The sequence below is a fragment of the Gordonia sp. WA4-43 genome (assembly GCF_020520305.1).
In the GTDB taxonomy this organism is placed as follows: domain Bacteria; phylum Actinomycetota; class Actinomycetes; order Mycobacteriales; family Mycobacteriaceae; genus Gordonia; species Gordonia hongkongensis.
Genome location: NZ_CP084736.1, coordinates 4861112 through 4887207, shown reverse-complemented (window position 1 = coordinate 4887207; position 26096 = coordinate 4861112). Strand labels below are relative to the sequence as shown.

The 26096-nt window shown below is 68.8% G+C and carries 26 protein-coding genes and 1 tRNA gene; 10 read left to right on the top strand and 17 right to left on the bottom strand.

Annotated features, from left to right (window positions below):
- Window positions 1–21 precede the first annotated feature (21 nt).
- Together soxR and LEL84_RS22085 are read right to left on the bottom strand one after the other, a co-directional pair.
- Entirely contained in the window at window positions 22–471 is a 450-nt protein-coding gene (soxR, locus tag LEL84_RS22090) for a redox-sensitive transcriptional activator SoxR (RefSeq protein WP_065630178.1), read from the bottom strand.
- A gap of 76 nt (window positions 472–547) precedes the next feature.
- Window positions 548–1411, bottom strand: a complete 864-nt coding sequence (locus tag LEL84_RS22085) for a universal stress protein (RefSeq protein WP_058251664.1) — start codon at window positions 1409–1411, stop codon at window positions 548–550.
- 203 nt (window positions 1412–1614) lie between these two features.
- On the opposite strand from LEL84_RS22085, the gene LEL84_RS22080 reads away from it, so the two are divergent.
- Both LEL84_RS22080 and LEL84_RS22075 read left to right on the top strand, forming a co-directional pair.
- Window positions 1615–1920 (top strand): hypothetical protein, encoded by a 306-nt coding sequence (locus tag LEL84_RS22080; RefSeq protein WP_058251465.1) that lies wholly within the window; start codon window positions 1615–1617, stop codon window positions 1918–1920.
- Window positions 1921–2010: 90 nt separating this feature from the next.
- The gene (locus LEL84_RS22075) at window positions 2011–3585 is read left to right on the top strand and encodes a serine/threonine protein kinase (protein ID WP_226512785.1); all 1575 of its coding nucleotides are present in this window, start codon (window positions 2011–2013) and stop codon (window positions 3583–3585) included.
- 77 nt (window positions 3586–3662) lie between these two features.
- On the opposite strand, the gene LEL84_RS22070 is transcribed toward LEL84_RS22075, so the two are convergent.
- The 5 genes from LEL84_RS22070 to LEL84_RS22050 are packed head-to-tail and all read right to left on the bottom strand — an operon-like array spanning window position 3663 to window position 10204.
- Window positions 3663–4475, bottom strand: a complete 813-nt coding sequence (locus tag LEL84_RS22070) for a protein kinase domain-containing protein (RefSeq protein WP_078112162.1) — start codon at window positions 4473–4475, stop codon at window positions 3663–3665.
- 1 nt (window position 4476) lies between these two features.
- Window positions 4477–6600: a cation:proton antiporter gene (locus tag LEL84_RS22065; RefSeq protein WP_226512784.1), complete on the bottom strand. Its 2124-nt coding sequence runs from the start codon at window positions 6598–6600 to the stop codon at window positions 4477–4479.
- Between the two features lie 16 nt (window positions 6601–6616).
- Window positions 6617–8125, bottom strand: coding sequence for an FHA domain-containing protein (locus LEL84_RS22060; protein ID WP_226512783.1), 1509 nt, complete (start codon window positions 8123–8125; stop codon window positions 6617–6619).
- On the bottom strand, window positions 8122–8571 hold the full coding sequence (locus LEL84_RS22055) for a hypothetical protein (protein WP_058251470.1): 450 nt from the start codon (window positions 8569–8571) through the stop codon (window positions 8122–8124). The genes LEL84_RS22060 and LEL84_RS22055 overlap by 4 nt, the downstream gene beginning before the upstream one ends.
- A 1-nt stretch (window position 8572) precedes the next feature.
- Entirely contained in the window at window positions 8573–10204 is a 1632-nt protein-coding gene (locus LEL84_RS22050) for a hypothetical protein (RefSeq protein WP_413466892.1), read from the bottom strand.
- 533 nt (window positions 10205–10737) lie between these two features.
- Here LEL84_RS22050 and LEL84_RS22045 point away from each other — a divergent pair.
- From LEL84_RS22045 to LEL84_RS22025, 5 genes are all read left to right on the top strand, one after another.
- Window positions 10738–11772 carry an AurF N-oxygenase family protein gene (locus LEL84_RS22045; protein WP_226512782.1) on the top strand — a complete coding sequence of 345 codons (1035 nt, stop codon included), beginning with the start codon at window positions 10738–10740 and terminating at the stop codon, window positions 11770–11772.
- Window positions 11773–11805: 33 nt separating this feature from the next.
- Window positions 11806–13386, top strand: coding sequence for a 4Fe-4S binding protein (locus LEL84_RS22040; protein ID WP_226512781.1), 1581 nt, complete (start codon window positions 11806–11808; stop codon window positions 13384–13386).
- A gap of 25 nt (window positions 13387–13411) precedes the next feature.
- Window positions 13412–13897, top strand: a complete 486-nt coding sequence (locus LEL84_RS22035) for a hypothetical protein (RefSeq protein ID WP_137808887.1) — start codon at window positions 13412–13414, stop codon at window positions 13895–13897.
- Entirely contained in the window at window positions 13894–14856 is a 963-nt protein-coding gene (locus tag LEL84_RS22030) for an EamA family transporter (RefSeq protein ID WP_226512780.1), read from the top strand. Before LEL84_RS22035 ends, LEL84_RS22030 begins: the two co-directional genes overlap by 4 nt.
- 117 nt (window positions 14857–14973) lie before the next feature.
- Entirely contained in the window at window positions 14974–15801 is an 828-nt protein-coding gene (locus LEL84_RS22025) for a maleylpyruvate isomerase N-terminal domain-containing protein (RefSeq protein WP_226512779.1), read from the top strand.
- 364 nt (window positions 15802–16165) lie between these two features.
- Here the strand turns inward: LEL84_RS22025 and LEL84_RS22020 are convergent, their stop codons facing one another.
- Window positions 16166–17794 (bottom strand): DEAD/DEAH box helicase, encoded by a 1629-nt coding sequence (locus LEL84_RS22020; RefSeq protein WP_226512778.1) that lies wholly within the window; start codon window positions 17792–17794, stop codon window positions 16166–16168.
- Between the two features lie 410 nt (window positions 17795–18204).
- Entirely contained in the window at window positions 18205–18768 is a 564-nt protein-coding gene (locus LEL84_RS22015) for a helix-turn-helix domain-containing protein (protein WP_065630190.1), read from the bottom strand.
- Window positions 18769–18825: 57 nt separating this feature from the next.
- Here LEL84_RS22015 and LEL84_RS22010 point away from each other — a divergent pair, with 57 nt between their 5' ends.
- Window positions 18826–19608, top strand: coding sequence for an AzlC family ABC transporter permease (locus LEL84_RS22010; RefSeq protein ID WP_226512777.1), 783 nt, complete (start codon window positions 18826–18828; stop codon window positions 19606–19608).
- Window positions 19605–19928 carry an AzlD domain-containing protein gene (locus LEL84_RS22005; RefSeq protein ID WP_065630192.1) on the top strand — a complete coding sequence of 108 codons (324 nt, stop codon included), beginning with the start codon at window positions 19605–19607 and terminating at the stop codon, window positions 19926–19928. The genes LEL84_RS22010 and LEL84_RS22005 overlap by 4 nt, the downstream gene beginning before the upstream one ends.
- Window positions 19929–19943: 15 nt before the next feature.
- Here the strand turns inward: LEL84_RS22005 and LEL84_RS22000 are convergent, their stop codons facing one another.
- The 7 genes from LEL84_RS22000 to LEL84_RS21970 form a co-directional block, all read right to left on the bottom strand.
- Window positions 19944–21230, bottom strand: a complete 1287-nt coding sequence (locus LEL84_RS22000) for a family 1 glycosylhydrolase (RefSeq protein ID WP_226514388.1) — start codon at window positions 21228–21230, stop codon at window positions 19944–19946.
- 58 nt (window positions 21231–21288) lie between these two features.
- Window positions 21289–22233, bottom strand: coding sequence for an esterase/lipase family protein (locus LEL84_RS21995; protein WP_226512776.1), 945 nt, complete (start codon window positions 22231–22233; stop codon window positions 21289–21291).
- A 109-nt stretch (window positions 22234–22342) separates the two neighbouring features.
- Window positions 22343–22630 (bottom strand): hypothetical protein, encoded by a 288-nt coding sequence (locus LEL84_RS21990; protein WP_226512775.1) that lies wholly within the window; start codon window positions 22628–22630, stop codon window positions 22343–22345.
- Window positions 22627–22785, bottom strand: a complete 159-nt coding sequence (locus LEL84_RS21985) for a hypothetical protein (RefSeq protein WP_226512774.1) — start codon at window positions 22783–22785, stop codon at window positions 22627–22629. The genes LEL84_RS21990 and LEL84_RS21985 overlap by 4 nt, the downstream gene beginning before the upstream one ends.
- A 177-nt stretch (window positions 22786–22962) precedes the next feature.
- On the bottom strand, window positions 22963–23349 hold the full coding sequence (locus LEL84_RS21980; protein ID WP_226514387.1) for a DUF86 domain-containing protein: 387 nt from the start codon (window positions 23347–23349) through the stop codon (window positions 22963–22965).
- The gene (locus tag LEL84_RS21975; protein WP_065630245.1) at window positions 23339–23641 is read right to left on the bottom strand and encodes a nucleotidyltransferase family protein; all 303 of its coding nucleotides are present in this window, start codon (window positions 23639–23641) and stop codon (window positions 23339–23341) included. The genes LEL84_RS21980 and LEL84_RS21975 overlap by 11 nt, the downstream gene beginning before the upstream one ends.
- A gap of 100 nt (window positions 23642–23741) precedes the next feature.
- Window positions 23742–23814: transfer RNA gene (locus tag LEL84_RS21970), tRNA-Ala, on the bottom strand.
- 75 nt (window positions 23815–23889) lie between these two features.
- Here LEL84_RS21970 and LEL84_RS21965 point away from each other — a divergent pair.
- Window positions 23890–24633, top strand: a complete 744-nt coding sequence (locus LEL84_RS21965; RefSeq protein WP_065630195.1) for a hypothetical protein — start codon at window positions 23890–23892, stop codon at window positions 24631–24633.
- Window positions 24634–24713: 80 nt separating this feature from the next.
- On the opposite strand, the gene glpR is transcribed toward LEL84_RS21965, so the two are convergent.
- On the bottom strand, window positions 24714–26009 hold the full coding sequence (glpR, locus tag LEL84_RS21960; RefSeq protein ID WP_226512773.1) for a gephyrin-like molybdotransferase receptor GlpR: 1296 nt from the start codon (window positions 26007–26009) through the stop codon (window positions 24714–24716).
- Window positions 26010–26096 lie beyond the last annotated feature (87 nt).

Below are 26096 nucleotides of genomic sequence, written 5' to 3'. Positions count from 1 at the left end.
CATCGCAACTGGCGGAGACGGCTACTGCTCGGTGAGGAGTCGCCGCGGCCCCGGGCCGAGTTTGTTCAGTTCGTCGCCGGGGTTGAGGAGGTGGCACTCCCCGAGCGACAGGCAACCGCAACCCACGCAGGACCCGATCATGTCCCGCATGTTCTCGAGCAGTGCGATGCGTTGGTTGATGTCGTCCATCCAGCGTTTGGACGCCGCTTCCCACATCGATTTCGGGGGCGACTCGTGGTCGCCCAGTTCGGCGAGCACCTCGCCGATGACCGACAGCGGAATCCCGGCGACCTGCGACGCGCGGATGAATGCGACGCGCCGCAGCATCGCCCGGTGATACCGGCGCTGGTTCCCGGAGGTGCGCCGGCTGAAGATCAGGCCCTGGTCCTCGTAGAAGCGGACCGCCGACGGGGCGATCCCAGCTCGCTGGGCCAGCTCGCCGACCGAGAGCTCCAGCTTCTTCAGCGTCATGGGTCGATGGTATGCGCCACCGACGGCGTCGTCCCCGGTGCGCGACCGGGGACGACGGGCAGCGCTCACCGTGGGGTCAGGTGCGGACGACCATCACCGGGCAGTCGGCGTGGTGCATCACCTTCTGGCTGGTCGAGCCCAGCAGGAGTCCGCGGAAGCCACCGCGGCCGCGACTGCCGACCACGAGCAGCGATGCGTCCGCGCCCGCCTCGTCGAGCAGCGCCTTCGCCGGCTCCTCGGGCAGGACTGATCGTTCGATCGTCACGTCCGGGTAGTCCTGGGCGTATCCGGCGAGGCGCTCGGCGAGTACCTCGACCGCGTCCTGGGTCATCCGTGCCACCTCGTCGGCGCCGATGCCGTACCCGTGGAGCGCGTCCGCGTCGAGCGGGGTCCAGGTGTGTACCGCGCGGAGCGGCACGTTGCGCAGCGAGGCCTGCCGGAACGCCTCGGCGACCGCGGCATCGCTGACCGGTGAACCGTCGACCCCCACGACCACCGGTCCGTCGGGGTTGCCCTCGGCGGCGACGACCGTGACCCGGCCGTGTGCGTGAGCGGCGACACTGGTGCTCACCGAACCCAGGAAGAGGCCCTTGACGCTGCCGAGACGGCGCGTGCCGACGACGATCATCGCGGCGTCCTTGCCCAGCTCGAGCAGCACGCGCGCGGCGTCGCCGTCGACGATCGAGGTGGCGACCGTCACGCCGGGTGCCGCTTCTTTGGCGGCGTCGGCGGCCGCATGGACCGCGTCGGAGGCGTCCTGGCGGATGGCGTCGACGACGTCCTGCGGGATGATCAGGCCGGGGGCGTAGTCACTCGTGCTGGCGTCGTACGCACCGACGACCTTGAGGTCGAGACCTTCGGCAGCGGCCGCCCGCGCCGCCCAGCGCACCGCGCCCGTGGCCGCGTCCGACCCGTCCACGCCGACGAGTATCGCATTCATGTTGTGGCTCATCTCCTCTGATCGCGACGGCCCCTGGCGGGGTCTTCGGTTCGGCCGCGGGTCGGCCCGGGCTCGCCCCGGACGGCCCGGTATCGGCCCCGGCCCCCATCCTGCCCCGGCGCCGTTGCCGCGGCAATGAGTACGAGGTCCCGACCACCGTCGCTTTCTCCACGATTCGGGCGCCGTGTAACCTGGCGGACACCATGACGTCACCCCTTCCGCAGAACGGCACCAACGACTTTCGCGCAATCATGATCCACATCGGGATCACCGTCGCACTCGGACTCGGCCTGCTGTTCTTCGCGCATGCGTCGTCGGATCCCCTCCAGACCGTGTTGGTCGTCGCCTCTCCCGTCGTGGTTCTCCTGGGCGCGAGCACCATGCTGTACCGCACGTACCGGGTCTGGAAACGCAACGGTCGCTGGCAGGTGTGGCAGGGGGCGGCGTGGTTCCTGTTGTTCTTCTTCATCGTCATGCTGTTCAACTCCGCGCCGGTCCTCTTCGAATGACCCGGGCGGGGTCGCCCGGCGCCTGTTCGCGCCGGTGGACGCCCTCTGACCGGTAGAGTCGGTCCTTTCACGTGAGGTGAGGGAGGCGCCGTGTCCGTCGGTCCGACCCACGACGAACCACTTCCTCCGGGCGCTCTCGTCGGGCGTCACCGCATCGAGCGCCTCCTGCGCAGACGCGTCGCCGGCGCCGACTACCTGGCGACGGCCCCCTATCCGGGGGCGCCCGCCGAACGCGTGCTGCTCACCGTCGTGGACCGGGCCGCCTCGATCACTCCCGCGTACGGCAACTGGTTCCGGGATGCGATCGAAAAGGCCTCCGCGATGGCGCATCCCGGGATCGCGCGCATCACCGGACACGGCATCGCCGACGGCCGCGCCTGGGTGGCGGTGGCTCCCGTGCCCGCCTCCGACGCCGCCCTGCTGATCCGGCGCCACCCCGACGGCATCGACATCGATCTGGCGGTGCGCGTCGTCACCGTCGTCGGCGAGGCGCTCGACGCGGCCCATCGCCGGCGCCTGGTCCACGGCAACGTCTCCCCCGCCGACATCCTGTTCAACGGCTCCGCAGACCCGACCGTCGCCGGGGCGTCGGGGCCCGGCGCCGTCACGCTCACCGGTTTCGGCCTCACCGCACCGATAGCGGGCGACGAGATGCCGCACCCGGCAGCCGATGTCGCCTCGTTGGGACGTACCCTCGTCGAAATGCTCACCGGCGCCGGGAGCGAAGCGAGCGGGCCGAATGTGACCGGCACAAGCTCGGTCGCTCGGCACCGGGTGTCGGGAGCAGTGTCGCCGGCGTTCTACGCCGTGCTGGCACGGGCGCTCGACGCCGATTCAGAACACCGATACCGCACCTGCGCGGAATTCGTCCGAGCGGCCGAGCTCGCCCTGCACCTCACCCACTCCGACGGCGAACCGCCGACCGAGGTCATGCCCGCGAGCCACCTTGACTCCGAATATGAGTTCGCCGCAACCGATTCCGACACGACGGAGGTCGTGGACGCGGGGCCGGCCGCCGGCGTCCCGCGCGTGTTCCAACCCGCCGGTCATCCGGATCGGCCGACCGAGGTCGTCACCGACCGTCCGCGGGGGGCCGGGCCGGTGAACCGGCCGTCGACACCCCCACCGTTGGCGCCCCCGCCGACGGCCTCCCCGTCGATGCGTCGACGACGGCTGATCGCGCCGTTCTTCGTCGCCACGGCGATCGTTGCGGTCGTCGTCGGAACGGTGATGCTGCTCGGCGCGCGCACCACACCGCCGCCGTGGCCGGCGGGCGTCGCCCCGATCGCCGCTGCCTTCCCGCAACTCCTGCCGGAGACGCCCGAGGCGCCGGGATGGGGAGATGCCGACTGTGAGGCCGTCGTCCGCAACGGCATCGACGGGATCTCGTGCACCGACGCCACGAACGTCGGATTCGTGGTGTGGCACACACCGACGTCACCATCACGCGCTGCCGTCACCACCGGCCTCAAGGGCTACCCCGGGGATGAGATCAGCTGGCGCGACGGTCCGGCGTCGGCGAGCCGGGACAGCGTCGTCGACGGTTGGGTCGTCACCAATTTCACCGGGCCACCGCATGCGCAGTACACCCTGGTGACGACGTGGCCCGGACACACCGGCCGCGAGATCCTCGACGACTGGTGGCGCACGGCGCCGCTCGGCTGACGACCGTGACCGAGACGAAGGCCGACCCTTCGTGACGCAGGGAGCAGGGGGCGCGAACCGCCCGATGACGTCTGTCGTCAGCGCCCGCGCAGCCCGTCGATCCGGACGGCGACCTCCATCGCGGTCGAGGGACGGGAGCCGGCGAGGGCGAGACAGTTGGCGATGAGGGTGCGCTCGTCGCGGTCCAGGTTCTCCGAGAGGGCCGGCGGCGTCGACAGCGCCGCCCGGATCGCCAGCAGCGGCTGGGTGTCCGGCACCTCCCCGTACACCCCGTCGCCGGTGAGGGCACGGTGCAGACACGCCCCGAGCGACCAGATGTCGGTCGCCCGCGACGGCACATCGCCGGCCAACAATGCGGGGTCCATGTACTGCACCGCCCCGGGCTGGGCGAAGCTCGTGATGGGCTCGTCGGCCGCCAGCACCCGGGCCAGACCGAGATCGGAGATCTTGCCGCCGGTCTCGGTGACCATGATGCTCGACGGCGTGACGTTGGCGTGCGCGATACCGGCTTCGTGCAAGGCGTCCACGCCGCGCGCCGCGTCCGCGATCGCCGCCAGCTTCTCGTCTCGACTGAGCTCGCGCGCCGGACTACCCAGCGAGCCGAGCGGGAAATACTCCATCGCATACATGAACTGGCCCTGCAGCACGGCGTCGTAGAGCCCGGCGAGGTAGGGCGACACGACGGCGGCGAACGCCCGCAATTCGCGTACCCCGCGGCGGTAGGCGTCATCGCTGCAGACGCCGCCGAAGACCTTCACCACGACGCGGTCGGTGGCCAGGCCCAGTCGCGCGGGGGGTACGGCGAGATAGAACGTGCCGTTGCCCCCCATGCCGAGCTTCTCGAGCACCGTGAAATCCGCCAGCTGCTGCGGGATCTCGACTTCTGGCATGTCAGTGCCTCTCCGATGATGAACCGATGTTCGGACTGGACGGATCGTCGGCCGCCCTCGTGGGTGCGGATGGTGCGGCCGGAGACGGGTAGAGCATCGCGACGCGGTCGCCCAGCGATTCCTCGCTCGTCTCGGTGTTGTCGACGACGGTGACCGGAACGGGTACGGCCGGATCGCCCTCGTCCGCTCCGGCGACAGTGAACGACACGGCGTTGTCGCGGTGTCGGCGGGGATCCTGCACCGACACCGAAACCCCCTGTTCGGCAACAGCGTTGAGGTCGGCCAGCCACCGACGCCGAGAGCCGGATGCGACGACGGTCAGCGACCGCGACCCGAAGAGCGCCAGACCCGCGGCCATCAGCGCAGCGGTCCGCCCACTGCGATCGTCCGCGGCGATACAGGTGATGGTGCTACGACTCGGTGCCACGGTCTCGTCGGCGGTCTCGTCGACGACGGCCACCGGAGCCGATCGCAGCGACTCCCCCAGGGGCCGGTCGTCACTGTCCACGAGGACGAGGTCGGCATTGGCGTTCTCCGACATGGCCTCGAGGTCGGCTGCGGGATCGGCGCTGAACCGGCACAGCACCGACACCGCACCCGCGCCGGTCAGCGACGAGCCCAGCTCGTTGAGGCGCTCGACGGCCGATGCGATCGCCGCGAAGTCCGGTACGACCGGAATCCCGACCTCGAGCGGACGCACGGACCGGTCCGGGGCGGTGAGCAACCCGGCCAGGACGACGTCGAATCCCGTGGTGCAGTCCAGCATTCGCCGATGCCGCGCCCGCAGGTCGGCGGTCGTCCCGACGGGATCACGCATCAGCACCAGAACCCGCGGGGCAGTGGCGGTGGCCAGGGCGCGACGTTCGGCGGCGGCGATGTCATTGGCCACCACCTTGTCCGGATACACCACGCGCAGCAGGGGTTCGGTCAAGATCGTGGTCACGAGCGCCATCACCACGAGCATCGCGAACAGTTCGTCACTCAGCACACCGAGTTCGCGCCCCGCGGCCAGGATCACCAGCTCGGTGAGTCCCCGCGTGTTCATGAGCACCGCGATGGCCGCGCTCTGTCTGGTGGGGATGGCGCTCGCCCGCGCGCCCGCATAGGCGCCGAGGAACTTGCCCGCGATCGCGACGAGCAGGACCAGCAGCAGCTGCCCCATGCCCGCGACGCCGATCTGGGTGAGGTCGACGTTGAGGCCGGTGACGACGAAGAACATCGGCAGCAGGAGCAGCACGCTCGCCTGCTCGAGCCGTTCGAGGATCTCCCGGTGCAGCTGTTCGGCTCCCACCTTCGGCATCACCGCGCCGAACACGAAGGCGCCGAAGATCTGATGGATGCCGATGACGTCGGTGGCCGTCGCCGACAGGAAGAGTCCGATCAGGATGACCGCCAGGATGTCCGGCGTGAGCCGGCCGGCGCTGTCGCGCCAGGCGATCAGCTTCGCCAGCAGTGGACGGACGACACCGAACATCACCGCGGCGTAGACGAGCGTGAGTCCGACGATCTTGGCGACCTCGAGCGGACTGCCGCCCTGGATGATGGCGATGATGAACGCCAGCAGCGTCCAGGCGAGGATGTCGTCGATGGCGGCCGCGGCCAGGCTGAACACCCCGGGAATCGTTCTCATCATCCCGCGGTCGGTGAGGATCCGCGCCAGCACCGGGAAGGCGGTGATGGACATCGCGACACCCATGAACAGCACCATCCCCAGCCGCTCGATCTCCATTCCCCCGACCATGTCGTGCGAGGGATAGAGCAGCAGGCCGAGGGCCGCGCCGAGGGCGAACGGCAGCGCGATCGAGAATGCCGAGATGCTGGCCGCCGCGCGTTCACGCCCTTTGGTCAGCCGCATGTCCAGTTCGAGGCCGACGATGAACATGAACAGCACGAGGCCGATCTGGGCCAGTGCTCCCAGCAGCGGCCGGACGTCGTCGGGGAAGAGCCACTGGTCGGGATTGCCGGGCAGGAGCCCGAGCAGGCTGGGACCCAACGCGATCCCGGCGGCGATCTCGCCCACCACGGCCGGCTGACGGCAGGCGCGCGCGATCATCCCACCCACCCGGGCGGCGGCGATGACGATCGCGACGTCGAGCAGCAGGAAGGCGACCGTGTGTTTGTCCATGACCTCGGATCCGTTCTCAGATACGGGCGTGGTGTGACTCGAAGATGAAGTGGCGCCCCCCGATCCGGACATGCGACCCCGGCACCAGCACGTGGGCACGATGCGGGAGCAGCCGGGTCTCCCGGTTGCCGCTGCTCGGATCGGCGACGAAGGTGCCGTTCGCCGACCCGAGGTCGACCAGCTGCACCGTCCACTCCACCAGCCGGATCTCCACGTGGCGGCGCGAGAGCTGACCTGTCTCGTCCTGCACGCGAATCGGTTTGGGCGAACCCGCCGGTCCACCGCCGGCCGAGCCCGGTTCCCGGCCGATCACCAGGTCCTCGTCGAGGAGGAAGGTGAACCCGTTGTCGAGCAGCAACCAGCCCAGCGGGGGCCGCTCCCCCTCGACGAGGAACGTCGTCAACTGGTCCATCCGGATTCCGCAGACCCCGCACAGCCACGACTGCGGATGGTTCAGATGGCCTCGCGAACAACGGATGCCGTGCACCATGGCCCGCGACGCCTCGATCTTGACGACCTCGGTCGCGGGTTTCTGATGCTCCTCCTTGGGCAGCGGCGCGCGCGGTTCGAGCGGTTCGGCGAACGGATTCGGCGCGGGAGCCGGCTCGACGCGAGGCTGGCCGCTCGGCGGGGTGGCGTCCCGCGGCGGCCGCTCAGGTGGGTGGGAAACGTTCGAGGACAACGGTTCCGACCCGAACGGACCGCCCAGCGGAGTCGAGGTGAACGGCAACGGATCGGGTGCCGGCAGGTCGGCACCACCATCGGCGCCGGGCGCCATCCGCTCGGTCGTGCCCATCGGGTCCGGCTCCGGCGGCAAGTCGTCGAAGGGTGACCGTTTCCGGATGGGCTCGGGCGCCGGGGGCTCCGGCGCCCCGGGTGCCGGCTTGTCGAGATCGTCCAGGGCCTCGGTCGGTGGACCCGCGTCCGGGTCGGGTCGGGACGGTTCGACGGCCGGTTCCGGCCGCGCCGCCGCCGGTTCCGGCCGCGGTTGCGCCGGTCGCTCCGCCAGGGAGTGGAATTCGGTGCCGCGCAACCCCAGCGGGGTGTGCAGCAGCGCGCCCGCGGCAGGCACCGTGCCCTGGACCAGGTCGAAGCGCTCGTCACCGACCTCCGCGGGCTTCGTGCCGGCGAGGTAGAGCCCGAGACCCTCGAACGGCCACGGCACGGCGCGGTCATAGGAATCGCCCGCGGGCGGCTCGATCCGCTTGCCGTCGGTCTCCCCGTACACCCGGCCCGAGAGGAAGATCGCGATGCCGGCATTGTCGGGAGCCGCGAAGGCGATGTCGACCGGGTCGTCGGCGGTGGCCACCAGCTGAGCCAGCGCCCGTACCAGGTGCCGGCCCCGCCGCGGTGCCGAATCCGGCACGACCACCGCAGATTCGATGTCGAGCAGATCGGTGAGGAAGGACACGGGCACCGCGTCGTTCGTCAGGCACAGGAACGCCGGGGTACGGATCACGATCCCCGCACCGGGGATCAGCGTCACCGTCGGTGTGACGCTCGGGATGTCGCCCGGACCGGTCACAGGAACCGTCCTCCCTGGAATCGCCAGTGGGGGAAGACGGCGCGTAGTGGACCGTTGACCGCCACCCACACCAGCAACCAGGTGGTGACGAACTGGACGGTGAACACGACGGGCGACGGTTGCAGCGACTCCGGGATCAGTCCGGTGCCGTCGATCACGATCCACACCAGGATGCCCTCGTTGATCGCCGTGAGGAGCCCGAAGAGCGTCGGCCAGTCCTTCTCCCAGCGGAACTGCTGCAGGAAGTGGTACAGGAATTCCCAGAGCACCCCGAGGACGATGACGGTGACGAGCACGGTGAAGGCGACCCGGTAGACGTCGAGGATCGACGGGTCCCCCGAGGAGATGAGCCACAGGAACGGGACGAGCACGATGGTCCACAGGCCGCCGAGGATGCCGAGCACCAGCACGCGGGTCTGGATTCGCCCCCACAGGGTGGGCAACATGTCAGTCGACTCCCTTGTTGTTCATCCAGCGCCACCACTGGGCGGTCGATCGCCAGGGCGTCAGTCGTCGACAGAACCCCTGGCGGGCAAGGTCGTCGACGATCTCGAGGGCGGCGATCTGCAGACCGAGGAAGGTGTCGACGCCGGGAAAGTAACCGCCGAGCGTCGCGCTGCCCGAGGCGTACAGCTTGCCGTTTCCGCTGCGCGTCCCCTTCAGCTCGAAGTCGCGTTCGACGTCCATGCGGCCGACCGGGTTGATGCCGGCGCCGGTGTGGTCCAGCAGATCACGCAGCAGGCGGTGCTCGCGGACGTCGGCTTCGAGTCCGGTGCAGTCGATCACGTAGTCGGCGTAGATCTCGAAGGTGCCGTCGGGCCGGTGGTCCTGCCGGATCGGTGCATGCGGGTCGACCCGCACGGTGGTCACCACCCCCTGCCCGCCCGCAGCCGGCAGCAGACTCTCCGCCTTGCCGACGGCGACGCGGTACCAGCCCTCGCGCCGCCCACGGGCCAACTGCTCCTGCCAGTCGTCGCGGACAGGGGTGTTCGTCCCGCCCATCTGCTTGTACGCCTCCGCGCGCTCGTGTCCTTCGAGCTTGCGCATGCGGGCCTTGAGCTGCCCGCCCCAGACCGACTTCGGATAGTTGAAGCCCTGGTAGGCCCAACCGTCTTTGCCCTTGCGCCGCATGAAGATGTGTGGGCCGTGGGGTTTGTCGTAGTACGTGCGGAAGAGGTGCACGATCTGCGTCTGGAGCCCGCACGCGTCGCGATCGTCGATGAGCCGCTGCAGGACCCGCGACGCGACGATCCCCGCTCCGCGGATCACCACGGTGCCGGGTTTGCGTTGCAGCGACTGGTAGATGTGCTCGTGCGACTCGTAGGCGTTGACGACCTTGCTGGCGTCGCGGTAGGTCTCGCGGAACGCCTGGAGATCGGGCAGGAGCTTGATCCCCGGGTATCCGATCGCGACATGGACCCACTGGCTGCGGAAGGCCACCCGCTTGGTGGGCGAAGTCCCCTGCGGCGGTGTGAGAATCGTGAAGTAGCCACCGGCGGCGCGGCGTCGGATCATCCGGACCTGACCACGGTGCAGGCACTTGAGGTAGCCGATCCGTTCGCATTCCTTCTGCATCGACTCGAACGCCTGCCCGGCCCTCGGCGTGTAGAAGTTCGCGAAGACGGGCTCCACCAGCACATTCCACAGCGGCTTGAGCTTCTTGTCCGCCCAGGCCTCCCGCACCGCGTACGACGGGAAACCCCAGATGTTGTCCGGGGTCGACGCCGAATCCGAACGCAGGCGCTCCGTGCGCGGGATCTGCGACACCCGGGTCAGGTACTCGTAGCTGTGCCAGGGCACGTCCTGGGGGCCGAGCACCGCGATCCGGTCCAGCGGCACCCCGCAGATGCGCAGGTAGTCGACGGTCACGAATGACCCGATGCCCGAGCCGACCGTGACGAACGGGACGTCGACGATCGGGATGCCCGCGGCCTCGACCATCGCATCGGTCCAGATGTCGGTGTCGACCAGCCCCGGTGTCAGATCGCCGACGGCGCCCGCGGGCCCGGGAGCGCCTCGTCCGGGCGCCGGAACAGGCCCAGGGCCCGGCCGCGGCGCGGGGGGCGCCTGGCCGGGCATCGGTCCGGGACGAGGCGGAACGGGCGGTGGGGGTCCCGGGCGACGCGGGGCGGGCCCCGGTGGCCGCGGACCCGGTGCGCCCGGCAGGGGCCCGCCGGGGTCGGGGACGACACGCGTCGGACCGTGCGGCGGCTGGGTCACGACCGGACCCGGGTGCGTGGTACCGCCGGCAGGCCGCGTCGACCGACGCGGGCGGCATGCGTCGCGCCCCGAGAATGCCGGGACGCGTGCGGAACACGACGGGACATCGCTCCTCCAGGTGAGCAGACGCGGGCACGGATGGTGCGGTAACTCTAACCCGCGGCGATGCTCGCGACGGGGTTATATAACCCGAACGAATTACACCCGTCGCACCAGGTCAGCCCCTGAACTGCGCAGAGTCGGGCAGGCCTGCCGGTAAACGCACCGATGCATTGTGCCGGTATCGAACGTGACATCGAGTGTTGACAAATAGCGGCCGTTCGAAATACGTTCGAGTCATCCGCTGTGGTCTGTTTCACCGGCCGAGCCGCCCACCCCGAAGGGATGCGACGATGACGAAAGCACTGACCCCGACCGACCGGGAGCACGAGGCCCCCGCCCGCTACGTGCCGCAGCACGACAAGTCCGGCAGCGACCACGATTACGACCAGGTCCTCGACGACCTGTCCGCGGCGTCGGTCCATCGCAACTTCGACCCGTACGTCGACATCGACTGGGACGCGCCGGACATGGCGATCGTCGAGAACGATCCCCGGTGGATCCTGTCCTATGAGGTCGACCCGATCGGCCGCCACCCGTGGTACCAGCAGTTGCCGCAGGAGAAGCAGATCGAGATCGGCATGTGGCGTCAGGCCAATGTCGCCAAGGTCGGCCTGCAGTTCGAGTCGGTCCTGATCCGCGGCCTGATGCAGTACAGCTTCCAACTCCCCAACGGCGCCCGCGAATTCCGCTACACCACGCACGAATCCAAGGAGGAGTGCAACCACACCCTGATGTTCCAGGAGTTCGTCAACCGAACCGGCATGGACGTTCCCGGGGCCAAGCTGGGCTATCGCCTCATCTCTCCTCTCGTTCCGCTGGTCTCGACGGTCTTCCCCACCGTCTTCTTCTTCGGTGTGCTCGGCGGCGAGGAGCCGATCGACCACATCCAGAAGGACTTCCTGCGCACCCGGGCGAGCCTGCACCCGACCATGGCCGCGGTGATGCAGCTGCACGTCGCCGAGGAAGCACGCCACATCTCCTTCGCCCACCACCTGATCCGCGAGCAGGTGCCGCAACGCGGACGCGTCCAGCGTTTCCTGTTGTCGCTGATGCTCCCGCTGACCATGCGCATCCTCTGCGGCGCCATCGTGGTGCCCCCGCGGAGCTTCGCCAAGCGGTTCGACGTGCCCGACGCGGTCATGAAGGACATCTTCTGGCGGTCGCCGGAGTCGAAGCGGTTCCTGCGCAACGTCTTCGGCGACGTCCGCATGCTCGGCGAGCAGAGCGGACTGATGAACCCGGTCTCGCGTCTGCTGTGGCGCGCGCTCGGCATCAGCGGCCGGCCGTCACGGTTCCGCAGCGAACCCACCTACACCGCGGCCTGACCCGAACCCCGAACGCAGGTAGAACCCGAGACCATGCCCCACGTCGTCACCCAGGCGTGCTGCGGCGACGCGTCGTGCGTGTACGCATGCCCCGTCAACTGCATCCACCCCACACCTGAAGAGCCCGATTTCGGCATCGCCGAGATGCTGTACATCGACCCCGCGACCTGCGTCGACTGCGGCGCATGTGTCAGTGCGTGCCCGGTCGGCGCCATCGTCCCGGGACACCGCCTGCCGGCTGGACAGGAACGGTTCCTCGAGGTCAACGCGACCCAGTACCACGATCCGGCCGACGGAGCCGCGCGCTTCCCCGTCGACCCGGCCCGTCGGCTGCCCCTCGCGCCCATCGATCGTCCGCGGCAGCTGGCCGTCGACACCTCGATCTCGATCGGCATCGTGGGTTCGGGCCCGTCGGCGATGTACGCGGCCGACGAGCTGCTGCGGCAGCCACAGGTCTCGGTCACCATGTACGAACGTCTCGACCGGCCGTTCGGGCTGGCACGGTTCGGCGTCGCGCCCGATCACCTGCACACCCGCAAGGTGATGAAGCTGTTCGACGACATCGCGCGCAACCCCCGACTGGAGATCCTGCTGAACACCGAGGTCGGGCGGGACCTCACCCTGGCCGACCTGCGCGACCGTCACCAGGGCGTGATCTGGGCGGGCGGGGCACCCACCGACCGGCAACTCGCGCTGCCGGGATTCGATCTCCCCGGAGTGTCCAGCGCGACATCCTTCGTGGGTTGGTACAACGGCCATCCCGACTTCGCCGACCTCTACGTCGATCTCGACACCGAGCGCGTCGTGGTCGTGGGCAACGGCAACGTCGCCCTCGACGTCGCACGCATCCTCGTCGCCGACCCGCGCACCCTCGCCGCCACCGACATCTCCCGTCCGGCACTGGCGAAGCTGCGGTCCTCGTCGGTCCGCGAGGTGGTGGTGATGGGCCGTCGCGGACCCGCGCACGCGGCCTTCACCCTGCCCGAACTCATCGGACTGGTCGACTCGGGGGTCCCGGTCACCGTCGACGCCGCCGACCTCGAAGCGCTGCCCGCACCCGCCGACCTGGACACCACGACTCGTGCCAAGCTCGATCTCCTGGCCGAGTGCGCCGCCCGCCCCGAACCCAAGGGCCGTCGAATCCGATTGGCGTTCTTCGCCTCTCCGATGAAGGTGACCGCCGGTGCGGACGGCCGCGCGAGCACGTTGACCGCGGGCCGCAACCGCCCGGTCACCGACGACTCCGGAGCCGCGGTCGGCATCGAACCCACCGGCGAGACGGTGGGGCTCGAGACCGGGCTCGTCCTCACCTCGGTCGGTTACCGCGGTGTCGCGGTCCCGGGTCTCCCGTTCGACGACGCGGCCGGGATCATCCCGCACCTCGACGGCCGCGTGCTCGACGGGACCGAGCCCGTCCCCGGGATGTATGTGACCGGCTGGATCAAGCGCGGTCCGTCGGGCTTCATCGGCACCAACAAGACCGACTCGGCGCAGACCGTCGCCTCATTGCTCGACGACCTCGAGTCGAACGCGACCGAGGCCTCGGCACCGCGTCGCCGTCGGTTGCTCGGCCGACGCCTCGGCGTCGCGTCGTCCGTCGCCGGCCTCGATTGACGGACTGCTGCGCTAGATTTCAGCCATGGGGCTCCCCGCGTACCAGCGCACCACCGTGCGCGCCGATCTGTCCGATCTACCCGCCGACGTCGCCGCCACGCTGCGCGACCATGCCGACTCGACACAGCTCACCGTCACCGACGACCTGCCGGCGTGGATCACCCGGAGCATCAACCCGCCGTCGACCACGTTCTTCGGCAAGCTCTTCGGACGACGCAGCAACCCCGTCGACCCCGATTACGAACACCAGACGCTCATCGTGCTGCATCCGACCCACCTGATCGTCGTGGTGTCCGGGGCCGAACGTGGGGTGTCGGCGCTGTCGTGTCCGCTCGCCATCGCGTCGATGTCGTCGACCCCGTATGTCCCGGAGTCGGACGGATTCTCGGTGACCGGGTTCGCCGGTCATGAAGGGCGCCCGGGCAGCTTCTACCTCGGAACGGGTGAGCCGGCGGGCACGGAATGCCGGGAGGCCGTTCGCTCGGCCATCGTCGCCGCCAAGAATCCGTGAGGACCGCGGACCGCACTGCCCCGCTCTCGCGACCCGCGCTGGGTCTCACACTCGCGCTGATCTCGTCGGCCTGTTTCGGCATCTCGGGGGTGCTCGCCCGGGCCATGATCGAGGCGGGATGGACGGCCGGTGCGACCGTCACCGTCCGCATCGCACTAGGCGGTCTGGTCCTGGCCATTCCCGGCTTCCTCGCCTTTCGCGACCGTCGGCAGCCGCTGCCCGAGCAACCGGGCCGACGGTCCTGGACGGTGCTCGTCGCCTACGGACTCCTCGCGGTGGCCGGCTGTCAGCTGGCCTACTTCTATGCCGTGACCTACCTGCAGGTCGGCGTCGCGCTGCTCATCGAATACACCGCCCCGGTCGCCGTGCTGGTGTGGATGTGGCTGCGCCACGGTCAGCGTCCGGGTCGCGTCACCGTGCTCGGCGCGGCACTCGCGATCGGGGGACTCGCGCTCGTCCTCGACCTGACCGGCGACGTCCCGATCAGCGCGATCGGGGTGCTGTGGGCGCTCGCCGCGATGGTCGGGGCCGCCGCCTACTTCGTGATCTCCGCCGACGACCGCACGGGCTGGCCGCCCCTGAGCCTGGCCGCGGGTGGCCTGCTCATCGGCGCACTGGCCCTCGTCGTCGCCGGGCTGACCGGGATCCTGCCGATGACCATGGCCACGGACCCGGTCGAGGTCGGTGCGCTCGAGGTGGCCTGGTGGATCCCGCTCGTGCTGCTGGGTGTGGTCTCGGCCGCCATGGCCTACGGCTTCGGCATCGCGGGCGGCCGACTGCTCGGGGCCCGGGTGATGTCGTTCGTGGCGTTGTCCGAGGTGCTGTTCGCGGTGGTCTTCGCCTGGCTCGTGCTCGACGAACTGCCGGCACCGATCCAACTCGCCGGCGGCCTGCTCATCGTGCTCGGCGTCGTCTGCGTGCGGCTCGGCGAAGCCGTCCCGGCGGTGTCGCGCGACTGAGAATCACGGTGCACGTTTGTGAATAGTGTTGCGCACCTTGCACATCTGTCCACAGGTTCGACGTGTCGGCACGGAATGTGTCGCACGTCGCAACGGGCCGGGGTAATCTCGTGCCCCATGTGGGGGGAGGAACCACGCGCGACGGGGATGTTCTCGAGGTTTGACTACATCGACGCGGCGCTCACGACTGCGGATCGGTTCACCGATCTCGTGCTCGGTGTCGGCGACCCCGACACCCGGCTCCCCGGCACCCCCGCCTGGACGTTGACCGATTGTGTCGGCCATGTCGCGATGGCGCCGTCGCGCTTTCTCGAACTCGCGCGCGGCAAAGGTGAGTGGTGCTGTTCGGCGGTCGACGTACCCGACTTCAATGCCAAGCAGATCGCCAACTTGCCGACGCGCGACGTGGCAGTGCTCTGCCGACGATTGACCGACGACCTCCGCGAACTCGTCGACGAGGTGTCGCATTTCCACGCGCAGGTGCCGAAGATGCACTTCGACGGCGACCGCGTCATCCGGGCCGACGCCGCTCTCGGCCTGCTGATCGGCGAGTTCGTGGTGCACGCCCACGACATCGCTCGCGCTGTCGGGGCCCGCTGGTGGGTCGAACCGGACGTGGTGCTGATGATCATCCGGGCACGCCAACACATCCTGCCCAGTTGGGTCGATCCGCTGCACGCCGCCGGGCACTCCGGCACCTACGACATCCGGCTCCGCGGGTGCGGCGAACGGCACGTCTACGAATTCACCGACGGCGAGCTGCACATCGATCCGCCGGAGCCACGCCGGCCCGATGTCCACATCAGCGTGGACCCCGCGACCGCTCTCCTCGCCGGTTACGGTCGCCTGTCCCCGGGGTGGGTCGGCCTCACCGGGAAGGGCATCGCCTGGGGTGCCCGGCCGTGGCTCGCACCGCGACTCGCCCAGCGGTTCCTGCCTGCCTGATCGCCGCTGCAGATCGCGCGACCACCCAGCTCCCTGAGCCGAGAAAACAACACAACCATTGCTCCCTGAGGTGCGAGGAGCGATAGCGACGAGCCACGAAGGGCTGGCGAGCGTTGCACCTCGCCCTTCGTGGCTCGCTTCGCTCGCACCTCAGGGAGCATGAATCTGGACGCTCACGGGTGTTCTTTCGTAGTCCACAACGGCGCCGCCAGGCCTCAGATACTCCCGGCGCGCAATAACGTCGAGCGCCCCTGCCCCCTGAGGTGCGAGGAGCGAAAGCGACGAGCCTCGAAGGGCGGCAACCGTGGTCACCGGCCCCTCGAGGCTCGACATCGTTCTTCAGTTGTTTCGCGTCTGATCCTTGTCAGCGACCGGTCGGCGAACCCGCCGGACGGCTCGCCCGGCGTCCCTGCCCGCGGGCGCCCGCCCGCTGCTGGTCACCGCCGCGCGACTGCCCGGCGCCGCGTCCCTGGCCTCCGGTGCGCGCGTCCGACGAGCGCGAACCGCCCGCGCGCGAGTCGCTCCGAGCCGGACGGCCGCGGCCCTCGCCGCGAGTGCCGCGCGAGTCACCGCCGGTGGCGTTCCGGCCGCCGCCGGTTCCGGCGCTCCGGCTCTCGCCGCGAGCGCCGCCGTTGCCGCCCTGGCCTCGACCACGACCGCCGCGTCGACTCCCCTGAGAGCGACCGCCCTGCGCACGACCGCCCTGGGAACGACCGCCCTGTGCACCGCCGCCGCGAGCGGCCTCGGCGGCTGCCCGTGCCGCAGCGGACACGCGGGGGGCGCGCTCGCCGACGAGCTCGTCGACGGCTGCCGACGATGCGTCGACAGCGATGGGTGTCACCTTGATCTTGGCCTTGCGCAGTAGCTGTGCGACCTCACGACGCTGCTCGTGCAGGCAGACGGTCACGACGTCGCCGGCCGACCCGGCACGGGCGGTGCGGCCCGAGCGGTGCAGGTACGCCTTGTGCTCGGCTGGCGGATCGACATGCACGACGAGTTCGATGCCGTCGACGTGCACGCCACGGGCGGCGACGTCGGTGGCGACGAGGACGCGGACCTCACCCTCGCCGAATGCGGCCAGGTTGCGGTCGCGCTGCGCCTGGCTGAGATTGCCGTGCAGGTCGACGGCCGGGATCCCGGCCTCGGTCAGCTTCTTGGCGAGCTTCTTGGCCTGGTGCTTGGTGCGCATGAACAGTATGCGTCGACCGGTGCCGGAGGCGAGCTCGGCGACGAGATCCTGCTTGCCCGCCGAGGAGACCTCGAACACGTGGTGGGTCATGGCGGCCACCGGCGACTCCGCCGAATCCACCGAGTGGAGCACCGGGTTGTCGAGGAACCGCTTGGCCAGTTTGTCGACGCCGTTGTCCAGCGTCGCCGAGAACAGCATCCGCTGACCGTCGGCGGGGGTCGCGGCGAGGATCTTGGTCACGACGGGCAGGAAGCCGAGGTCGGCCATGTGGTCGGCCTCGTCGATCACGGTGATCTCGACCTCGTCGAGCCGGACGATGCCCTGACGCATCAGGTCCTCGAGACGTCCGGGACACGCGACGACGATGTCGACACCGCGCCGGAACGCCTGCTCCTGGCGGGTCTGCTTGACGCCGCCGAACACGGTGGTGACGGTGAGTCCCACGGAGGCGGCGAGCGGCTCGACGACCGCGGCGATCTGGGTCGCGAGTTCGCGGGTCGGCGCCAGGATCAGCCCCGTGGGTGCCCCCACGTAGCGCTTGACCTGCATCTCGGCCAGGCCGGCGACGAGCGGGATGGAGAAGGCGAGGGTCTTGCCCGAGCCGGTCTTGCCGCGGCCCAGGACGTCCTTGCCGTCAAGGGTGTCGGGGAGGGTGTCCTTCTGGATCGGGAAGGCGTCGGTCTTGCCCTGAGAGGCGAGAACCTTGACGAGTTCGGCTGGGACACCGAGGGATTCGAACGACACACCAGGCGCCGACGCAGCAGCATCGGTGGAGGTGGCCGGGTTTTCGAGGACAGCAGTCATGTGGTGTGCAGGTTTCTTCCTGTGCTTGGCACGCGAACAGCACGACTGACGTGCAGGGGCGGTGCCGGTGGCGAACACGCGGGTGCGCGAGCTCGTTCGCCGTATGAAGTCAATGGCAGGTGGCCGACCGGTGTCGGATGCCCGGACCTGCGAGAGAGGCGTTCTACGACGCTAGACGCGGCCTGTACGGGCGCATCACTTCTGGCAACAGTACGCGTCGGTGATCGATACCGCGAATCGCTGTGATGCACGTCGCGTTTCGCCCACACCGGCAGGGTCGTCGAAAATCCGACCGAAGACCGCCCAGGACGGTGCTTCCGACGGCACGCGGTCGACGCTGCGCCGCCCGAGGGCGGTTTCAGCGGCGCTTCCCGGGCCTGCACGAACTTGAAAGGTTGTGTCCCGCAACCTCAGAACGCCTCACTGAGCATCACGGCAACAGTGCCGGGCTCGAGCGCGTCGAAGACGTGCTCGACATCGCCGGGATACGAGATGTAGTCACCGGCCGACAGCACCTCGGTGGCCTCGGTGGGTCCGAGACGCGCTCGGCCGCAACTGATCACGACGTGTTCGATGATCCCGCGCGCATGTGGTGCCGACACCCTCGGCTTGCCCGGTTCGGCGCGGATGACATACATGTCGCGCCGCGACCCCGGCGACGCGGTGGACAACAGGGTTGCCGAGTAGTCGGCGTCCGCGGCGGGGATCACGGGCCCCTCACCGAACCGGATGACCTCGACGGTTGGCGTGGGCGAGTCCAGCAACGCCGAGAACTGCACACCGAGCGCCGTGGAGAGCGCCCACAGCGTCTCGACACTGGGGTTCCCCTCCCCCGATTCGAGCTGGGACAACGTCGACTTCCCGATCCCGGCACGACGCGCGAGCTCGGTCAGCGACAGACCCGCTCGTGTGCGTTCCCTCTTCAACGACGCGGCGACCAGCTCTTTGGGGTTCACCGACCGAGCCTCGTTCATCAAACCGTCCGATCGTCCATCTTGACGAACACACTTCTCTTGTTCACTATGATAGTCATGCGTTCGGCTTGGAGAACACTCGACACGGCGACTTTGCGCGCCGTCGTGGTGATGTCCCTGTCCGTTCTGGTCATCGGGACGTCGTACGGGGTGGCCGCGCACGGCGCGGGTCTCGCCCTCTGGCAGATCGTTGTGATCGCCACGGTTGTCCTCGCCGGATCGTCGGAGTTCGTCTTCGTCGGCATCCTGGCCGCCGGCGGCGCGCCGATCCTCGCCGCACTGGCGGGTTTGTTGGTCAACACCCGCAACTTCGGGTACGGCCTCGCCGTCGGGAAGCACCTGCGCGGCACCCCCGAGATCGTCCTCGGCGCCCACCTCATCAACGACGAGACGGCCGCGCTGGCGACCGCCGAATCCGACCCGCGTCGGGCACGGGCCGCTTTCCTGTTGTGCGGACTCGGCGTTCTGGTCTCGTGGCCCGTCGGCGCAGCACTGGGTGCCACGCTCGGCGGTGTGGTCGCCGATCCCGCGAGCCTCGGGCTGGACGCTGCCTTCCCCGCTCTGCTGGCCGCGCTGGCCATCCCGGCCCTGCGCGACGGCGCCACCTGGGCGGCCGTGACCGTCGGCGCGGCGGTGGCCGTGGCCTCGACGCCGTTCCTACCGGCCGGGTTGCCCATCATGGGAGCGCTTGTAGGCTTCGCCGCCGTGGAGTCACTCCGCCGGATTCGGCGGACCCCACCGAGCGCACCGGCCCTACCCGGCACGAGGACGGACACCGTGAACGAGACCGCATCGTCGCGAGAGGCGCTCCAGAACAACAGCGCTCCGGGTTGTCGATGAGCACCGGCATCTCCCTCGCCGTCGGCATCACGGTTCTCGCGCTCGGCACCTATGCGATGCGCGCCGCCGGACCCGTTCTGCGAAACCGCATCTCGGTCTCGGACGGGGTCGAGAAGCTGATGGATCGGGCGACCGTTGTCCTGCTCGTCGCCGTCGCGCTGACCGGCGCGTTCTTCATCGACCACGACTTCGCCGGCTGGGCGCGGCCCGCCGGCGTGACGGTCGGGGTGATCGCGGCGCTGTTGAGGGCACCCCTCGCGGTCGTGGTCATCCTCGCCGCGGCCACCGCCGCCGGCCTGCGGGCCCTCGGCGTCGCGTGAGTGACGGCGAGAAAGTCACCGCACGACAGCCGGATTCGCGCAACTGTCCGGCACCGCCACGAGCGAACACGTCACCGGCATCCGCGTCGGGCGGTACCCCGGGCGAACGCCGTTGTCGCGAGTGATCTCACGGTAGGCGGCGACTGCATCGGTCGGGTGACGGGTCAGAGTCGGGTCACGCTCCGCATCGACGGTGTACAGGCCGAAGCGCGAATCGAAGTCGCCCCATTCGTAGTTGTCGGTGAGACTCCAGTAGTTGTAGGACGCCACGTCGATGCCGTCCTGTCGGGCGCGCTGCAACCAGTAGACGGTGTCGCGAAGGTGATCGGCCCGGCGGTAACCGTCGGGCCGCCGGCCCTGCGGGTCGGTGGCCAGTCCGTTCTCGATCACCCGGATCTGCTTACCCGGGAACTGTTGCGCGACATGACGTAGCACGTAGTAGATGCTCTCCGGTGCCTGCGAGCTCTTCCAGAACTCACCGGAGGCACCGTTGGCGACGGAGGCGTCGGTGACCGAGAACGAGTAGTAGTGGTCGACGCCCACGAAGTCGAGCGTGTCGCGCATTCGCTGCGGGAAGACCGATTCCAGCCATGTCTGCAGGCCGGCGATCGGGTAGTACGCCATGTTCGACGACACCTGGGCGCCCGGCTGCACGCGGTGGATGTATCGGTGGACCGCCCGGTGCGCGGCGACGATCCCGTCGGCCATGAGACCCACGTTCTGCGGTGCCACTCCCCCGTACATCAGTTCGCGCCGAACGTATTCGGTGGGTTCGTTGAAGGTGATCCACAGCGGGTCGGCCCAGGAGTACCGGTCGACCACCCGCTCGGCGAAACGCACGAGGTCTGCGGACATCTGCGGACGGTTCCAACCGCCGAGGTCGACCGCCCAGCCCGGGTGCACCCAGTGGTTGAGGGTGATCATGGGTCGCATCCCGGCGTCGACGACCGCGCGGATCACCCGATCGTAGAACGCCCAGCCGGCCGGATCATCCCGGCCGCGTGACGGTTCCACCCGCGACCACTCGACCGAAGTCCGATAGATGCCGACGCCCAGACCTTTTGCGCGGGCGATGTCCTCGGTGTGGCGATGGTGGAAGTCGACGGCGTTGCCGACACGGTGGGCGACCCGGCCCTGGTTTCCGTAACGGACCCAGTTGGAGTCACGGTTGTATCCCTCGGACTGGAAACCGGACTGGGCGACGCCGAACTCGAAGGCGGGGCCGAGCGGCGGAACGGACGCCGACGCGGTTCCGACACCGCCGAGACCGCAGATCGCGAGCAGCATCGCGGCGCACGACATGGCCACGACGCCGGCCCGCACCCGCCGACGGCCACCACCGAGACGTCGCCTGCTCACGTCAGAACGGGCTCCCGGTGAAGGGTGCGGCGCGATCGCACGGAACCGGTCGTGGATTCGCCGGATCGAGCGCGTTGAGCACGAAGAACGCCGCGCGACGCGACCCGGCGATACCGGCATGCTCGGTGTAGTCGACCGAACACCCGTCCTGCACAACGATGTTGCGCACGTTCGATCCGCCCGGCGGCAATCCCAGCGTGTACGGCACCACGAGCTCGTCGTAGCGGGTGGCGATATTGGTGTACCGGATCGACGGCAGGTAGTAGCCCCCGGCGGCGATCTTGCGCAGCACCGCCGCGCCGGGATCGAGCTGGGCACAGGCCTGACAGAACGGCACCTGCTCGGGCCGCAACCCGAGAGACCGGACGATCGGCATGATCACGTCGTTCCCGCCGACCCCAGAGCCCCGCCACGCCGGAGCCAACGACACATAGTTGCCGATGGCGTCCCGTCCGCCGAGGTACTTCGCGTAGTACGCGGGCACCACCGTCCCCTGGGAGTGGCCCACGATGTCGACCTTGGACGCGCCGGTCGTCCGGCGGACCCTGTCCACGAATACACCGAACTGGGCGGCGCTGGCGGACATCTCACCCATGCCGCCGATCGCGCTGATCGGCCACGGGGTTCCCTTCACCGCGCCATAGGTCAACGCGAACACGCAGTACCCCTCGTTCTTCAGCAGGGGGACGTAGGTGCCCCAGTTGGTCTGCTGCGATCCGCCGGTCCCGTGCACGAGGATGACCGGGTTGGGATGACGCGCCGACGGCTTGCAGTTCCAGTCGTTCGACCCCGGAAGCGAATCCCCGGGTTTCGCGAGCTCGTTCGGTATCCCGGCCAGGAAGTTGTAGGTGACGGGCAGCGGGTCGGCGCGCGCCGGTGCCACGGTCACGACCAGCACCCCGATCACGGCGACGACCAGGCCCCACACGATCCTCGGCGATCTCATGGACGGAAACTAACAAACCGTCTCAGGGCACGATGTGTGTTTCACAGGACCCACTGTGAAATGGCAGATCCCAGCGCGACAGACCTCGGCTTCCGGGAGCGGAACGTCGTCAGTTGGACGCGGCTTCCTCGTCGTGACGGTGCCGGATGTCGCGGATGGTGGCCACCACCGAGGCGAAGACTAGGACGAATCCCAGCACGAGAAGCGTGACCGCGACGTAGTGCATGATCTGCTCGTAGTGCCCGACGTCGAATTGCTCGGCCGCGATGCGCAGGCCGACCACCACGAGCCAGGCCAGTAACGCCATGGTGAGTGCCCGCCGCTGGAAGACCGCGCTCCGCCGCCGGTGTTCGTACTCCGCGAGTTCGTCGATGGCGTCGAGGACGATTCCGCTCATCCGCGCATGTGCCCCGAGTCGTGCGGCAGCTTCGCCAGGATGTCGACCTTCTGCGACAGCTTCTGGTGCCGGTCGTTGGCGTCGAGCCGCGCGATGACCGCGCCGATCATCGCGACGAGCAGCGTTCCGGCGAACGTCAGCATCGCGGCGGTCATGCGCGAAATCTACAACGACGCCCGCGGTGATGCGGCCGTTAGCGAGTGGATGGACTACGAGAAAACCCGCCCCGGCGAGCGCCGGAACGGGTTGTCGGTGGAGCTATGGGGAATCGAACCCCAGACCTACTCGATGCGAACGTGTCGCGCTACCGACTGCGGGCAAGAGTGCGGACCCTACGCGTGGCTCTCACCTCGAACGTCGCCGGCTTCACGGTCGAACTCGGCGAGAAGGCGCTCCAGCACCGGTATGAGCGCGCATACGTCTTTGGTTGCCGCCGTCCACACGATCGAGCTGTCAACCTGCGCGTAGCCGTGAACGAGGATGTTTCGCATCCCGATGATCTTGTGTACATGCGGTAATCGCTCAGCAAGAACCTCATCCCGACGTCTGAGACCGCGAAGGGCTTCACCGACGATCTCGATCTGACGTTCCGTCGCTGACTCGACCAGGAGGTCACCGATGTACTGGTCCAAAGACACGTCGGCCACGATGAGCCGGACGTTTCGTGCGGCGGTTAGTGCCTCCCAGATGTAGGCAGCCCGATTCTTCTCAGGCCGCATAGACATCTTCGGCATTGTCGAGTATCGACTTCGCCACGAACGGATTCTTCACCGCGTTGGCCATCACCAGGTCGACGTCGCGCCCCACGATCTGTTCGAGCGCCGCCTCAAGGTCGAAGTAGTCATGGAAGACGTTGTCACGATCCCCCCTGAACTCCACGAGAAAGTCGACGTCGCTGCTGGGATCGAAACTCTCGGTGAGTACCGAACCAAAGACTCGTAACCTGGCAACGCCGAAACGCGCACACACCGCACCGATCGCATCGACGTCGAGCGGGATCGCGGTGATCATGTTCACCAGTCTCTCAGATTGTTGGCCTTGGCTCGACGACCAGCGCGTCAGAACGAGAGGCCCCGTACACCTACTCGGGCGTACGGGGCCTCTCGTGCGGTGGAGCTATGGGGAATCGAACCCCAGACCTACTCGATGCGAACGAGTCGCGCTACCAACTGCGCCATAGCCCCGGGAGGCCTTGCGACCAACCGCGAGCCACTTTATCAGCCCGGGGCCGCCGACTCCCAAACGGCTAGGCTGGTCGGGTGCCTCAGATGTCTGATCAGCAGTTGGCCGGTGTTCTCGACAATGTCGTGGGGGTGATCAACCCGGTGCTCGATGCACTCGCCGAGCGCGATCCGCTCGGCTTGAAGGGCCACACCTTCCACGATGACGACCATTCCGACTCGCGCCTGCAGCAGGCTCAGCACGCTGCGTCGAAGCTGCTCGACGTCGCGGAGTGGCCCGGCACGAAGGGCTGGTCCGAGCGGTCGATGCACAAGCGCGCGAGCTGGTGGGTGACCCGGATCGGCACCCTGAACACCGGCGCCGTGGCGTTCCCGGGCGTCTTCGGGGTGTGGGCGAAGCGTCTGCCGATCACGCCCTATCTCGGGTTCGCCAACCAGGCCATGGTGCTGGTCGCGATCGCCCGGGAGTACGACGTCACCGATCGCAAGCGACAGGTGCAGTTGCTGGCGTCGGTGCTGTGCAAACGGGACCTCACGAACCCCGATGTCACCGCCGAGTCCGGCAAATCCCTACCGTCCGAACCCAAGGAGCGGGAGAAGTCGCTGTTCGCCGCGATCTGGGATGCGGCGAAGTTGCTTCGCGCCGTCGACGACGAGTTCGAGAAGCGTCCGCAACCGATGGCCTTTTTCCGCATGCTGGCCTACATCCCCGTGATCGGGGCCCCGGCGACGTACCTCGGCGAACGTTTCGCACTGTCGCGGGCCGCGAAAGCCGGTCAGGCGTGGCTCGATGCGCATGGCAAGCCGGCACTCACCAAGTAGGCCCCCAACGCGTCAGCAGTGGGTGTCGCCGGGCGACACCCACTGCTGAACGGATCTGCTGCCGAAGTGCTCTCGACGAGTCAGCCGACGCGGCGGTACTGCAGGTCCTCGCGGTCCATCCGTCGACGCTGGAACGGCGGGATGTGATCGAACACGGGATCTTCGTCGTCGATCTCGAGAACCGTTGCGCCACCTGGTCGCCGAAGTCGCGGAGGGGGCGGGGCGGCGGCGAACTCCGGAACCGCGGCGGCGCGTCGACGACGCTCCTCCTCGGCGCGCGCCGACCGCTTGGCACGGGCGAGTCGCTGTGCCCGGATCTGCTGCTCCGTCTTCACCGCGCGCCGCAGGTACGCGAGGTAGCCGACCAGTAGCAGGCCGAGGACGCCGGTGGCCACCCAGCCGGGCGTCCCGACGACGACGCCGGCCACGACCGACAACAGCACCAGCACGAACAGACCCACCGTGACCCGTTGGCGTTCGCGGTATTTGAGCTCGCGTTCCTTCTCCGACGAGTAGACACTGCGCCCCGTCCGCCGGCTGCTCGCCGTCCGCGCCGCCGGGCGGCTGTCTGCCACCTCGTCGAAGTCGGTGTCGGCGGCGTCGTCGACGTCATCCTCCTCGGACTCCGCGACGGGAGCCGACGACGATTCGGTGCGACGCGACCCGCGGGCGTAGTCGTCGTACTCGTCCTCGTCGAGTTCGTCTGTCGCGTCCTCGTATTCGGAGTCGTCCTCGTATTCGGAGTCGTCCTCGTATTCGGCGTCGTCGTCGTATTCGGCGTCCTCGAGCTCGCCGTTCTCGACTTCTCCGTCGACGTCGGCGAAGTCGTCCTCGTACTCGTTGTCGAGCTCGTCGGTGTCATCGACCTCGGCGGCAGGGGTGCTGTCCGCGTCCGCGGTCGCCTCGTCGTCGGACTCCGCATCGAGGTCCCGGTCGGTGTCCGCGTCGGCGTCGGCGGAGATGTCACCGTTCACGGAGTCGTCGTCGGAAGCCGCGTCCACCGTCTCGGAGTCGGTGTCGCCATCCACGGATTCCACCGTCGGCTTCTCGACCTTCGCGCTGCCGGCACGTCGGGTCGAAGGCTTGGCCTTCTCGGCGTCGACATCGTTCTCGGCGTCGGCGTCGGCGTCGGCCTCGAGCGTCGCGGTGGCGCTGCGGCGCGAGGACTTCCAGGACGGATCGTGCGGGTGACGCGCCGACGACCGGCGGCGGTTCTTCGTCGCGGTCGTGGCACGCGATCCTCCGCGATGCAGCAGTCGCGTCTTCCGTGCCGCGTCGGTGGACTTCAGGATCTGCGGGCGTCCCTTGATGACCATCGGGACCAGCACGAAGAGCCAGACCGCGACGAGACAGACCCACAGGACGGAGTTGGGCATGCGACTCTCCCTTCATTCACTCTGGTCACACGAGGCCACTCCATAATCTAGGGCTGCGAGCAGTCACGCCCGGGTAGACGCGCCGTG

What these genes read in the sequence shown, in the direction of transcription:
- LEL84_RS22045 (WP_226512782.1), top strand. Translation starts at nt 10,738, where the DNA reads ATGACGAAAGCACTGACCCCGACCGACCGGGAGCACGAGGCCCCCGCC.
- LEL84_RS22005 (WP_065630192.1), top strand. Translation starts at nt 19,605, where the DNA reads ATGAGCACCGGCATCTCCCTCGCCGTCGGCATCACGGTTCTCGCGCTC.
- LEL84_RS22025 (WP_226512779.1), top strand. Translation starts at nt 14,974, where the DNA reads ATGTGGGGGGAGGAACCACGCGCGACGGGGATGTTCTCGAGGTTTGAC.
- LEL84_RS21975 (WP_065630245.1), bottom strand. Translation starts at nt 23,641, where the DNA reads ATGATCACCGCGATCCCGCTCGACGTCGATGCGATCGGTGCGGTGTGT.
- LEL84_RS21980 (WP_226514387.1), bottom strand. Translation starts at nt 23,349, where the DNA reads ATGCGGCCTGAGAAGAATCGGGCTGCCTACATCTGGGAGGCACTAACC.
- LEL84_RS22015 (WP_065630190.1), bottom strand. Translation starts at nt 18,768, where the DNA reads ATGAACGAGGCTCGGTCGGTGAACCCCAAAGAGCTGGTCGCCGCGTCG.
- LEL84_RS22010 (WP_226512777.1), top strand. Translation starts at nt 18,826, where the DNA reads ATGCGTTCGGCTTGGAGAACACTCGACACGGCGACTTTGCGCGCCGTC.
- LEL84_RS22020 (WP_226512778.1), bottom strand. Translation starts at nt 17,794, where the DNA reads ATGACTGCTGTCCTCGAAAACCCGGCCACCTCCACCGATGCTGCTGCG.
- LEL84_RS21995 (WP_226512776.1), bottom strand. Translation starts at nt 22,233, where the DNA reads ATGAGATCGCCGAGGATCGTGTGGGGCCTGGTCGTCGCCGTGATCGGG.
- LEL84_RS22035 (WP_137808887.1), top strand. Translation starts at nt 13,412, where the DNA reads ATGGGGCTCCCCGCGTACCAGCGCACCACCGTGCGCGCCGATCTGTCC.
- LEL84_RS21985 (WP_226512774.1), bottom strand. Translation starts at nt 22,785, where the DNA reads ATGACCGCCGCGATGCTGACGTTCGCCGGAACGCTGCTCGTCGCGATG.
- LEL84_RS22055 (WP_058251470.1), bottom strand. Translation starts at nt 8,571, where the DNA reads ATGTTGCCCACCCTGTGGGGGCGAATCCAGACCCGCGTGCTGGTGCTC.
- LEL84_RS22065 (WP_226512784.1), bottom strand. Translation starts at nt 6,600, where the DNA reads ATGGACAAACACACGGTCGCCTTCCTGCTGCTCGACGTCGCGATCGTC.
- LEL84_RS22000 (WP_226514388.1), bottom strand. Translation starts at nt 21,230, where the DNA reads ATGTCGTGCGCCGCGATGCTGCTCGCGATCTGCGGTCTCGGCGGTGTC.
- LEL84_RS21990 (WP_226512775.1), bottom strand. Translation starts at nt 22,630, where the DNA reads ATGAGCGGAATCGTCCTCGACGCCATCGACGAACTCGCGGAGTACGAA.
- LEL84_RS22050 (WP_413466892.1), bottom strand. Translation starts at nt 10,204, where the DNA reads ATGCCCGGCCAGGCGCCCCCCGCGCCGCGGCCGGGCCCTGGGCCTGTT.
- LEL84_RS22085 (WP_058251664.1), bottom strand. Translation starts at nt 1,411, where the DNA reads ATGAATGCGATACTCGTCGGCGTGGACGGGTCGGACGCGGCCACGGGC.
- glpR (WP_226512773.1), bottom strand. Translation starts at nt 26,009, where the DNA reads ATGCCCAACTCCGTCCTGTGGGTCTGTCTCGTCGCGGTCTGGCTCTTC.
- LEL84_RS22070 (WP_078112162.1), bottom strand. Translation starts at nt 4,475, where the DNA reads ATGCCAGAAGTCGAGATCCCGCAGCAGCTGGCGGATTTCACGGTGCTC.
- LEL84_RS22040 (WP_226512781.1), top strand. Translation starts at nt 11,806, where the DNA reads ATGCCCCACGTCGTCACCCAGGCGTGCTGCGGCGACGCGTCGTGCGTG.
- LEL84_RS22080 (WP_058251465.1), top strand. Translation starts at nt 1,615, where the DNA reads ATGACGTCACCCCTTCCGCAGAACGGCACCAACGACTTTCGCGCAATC.
- soxR (WP_065630178.1), bottom strand. Translation starts at nt 471, where the DNA reads ATGACGCTGAAGAAGCTGGAGCTCTCGGTCGGCGAGCTGGCCCAGCGA.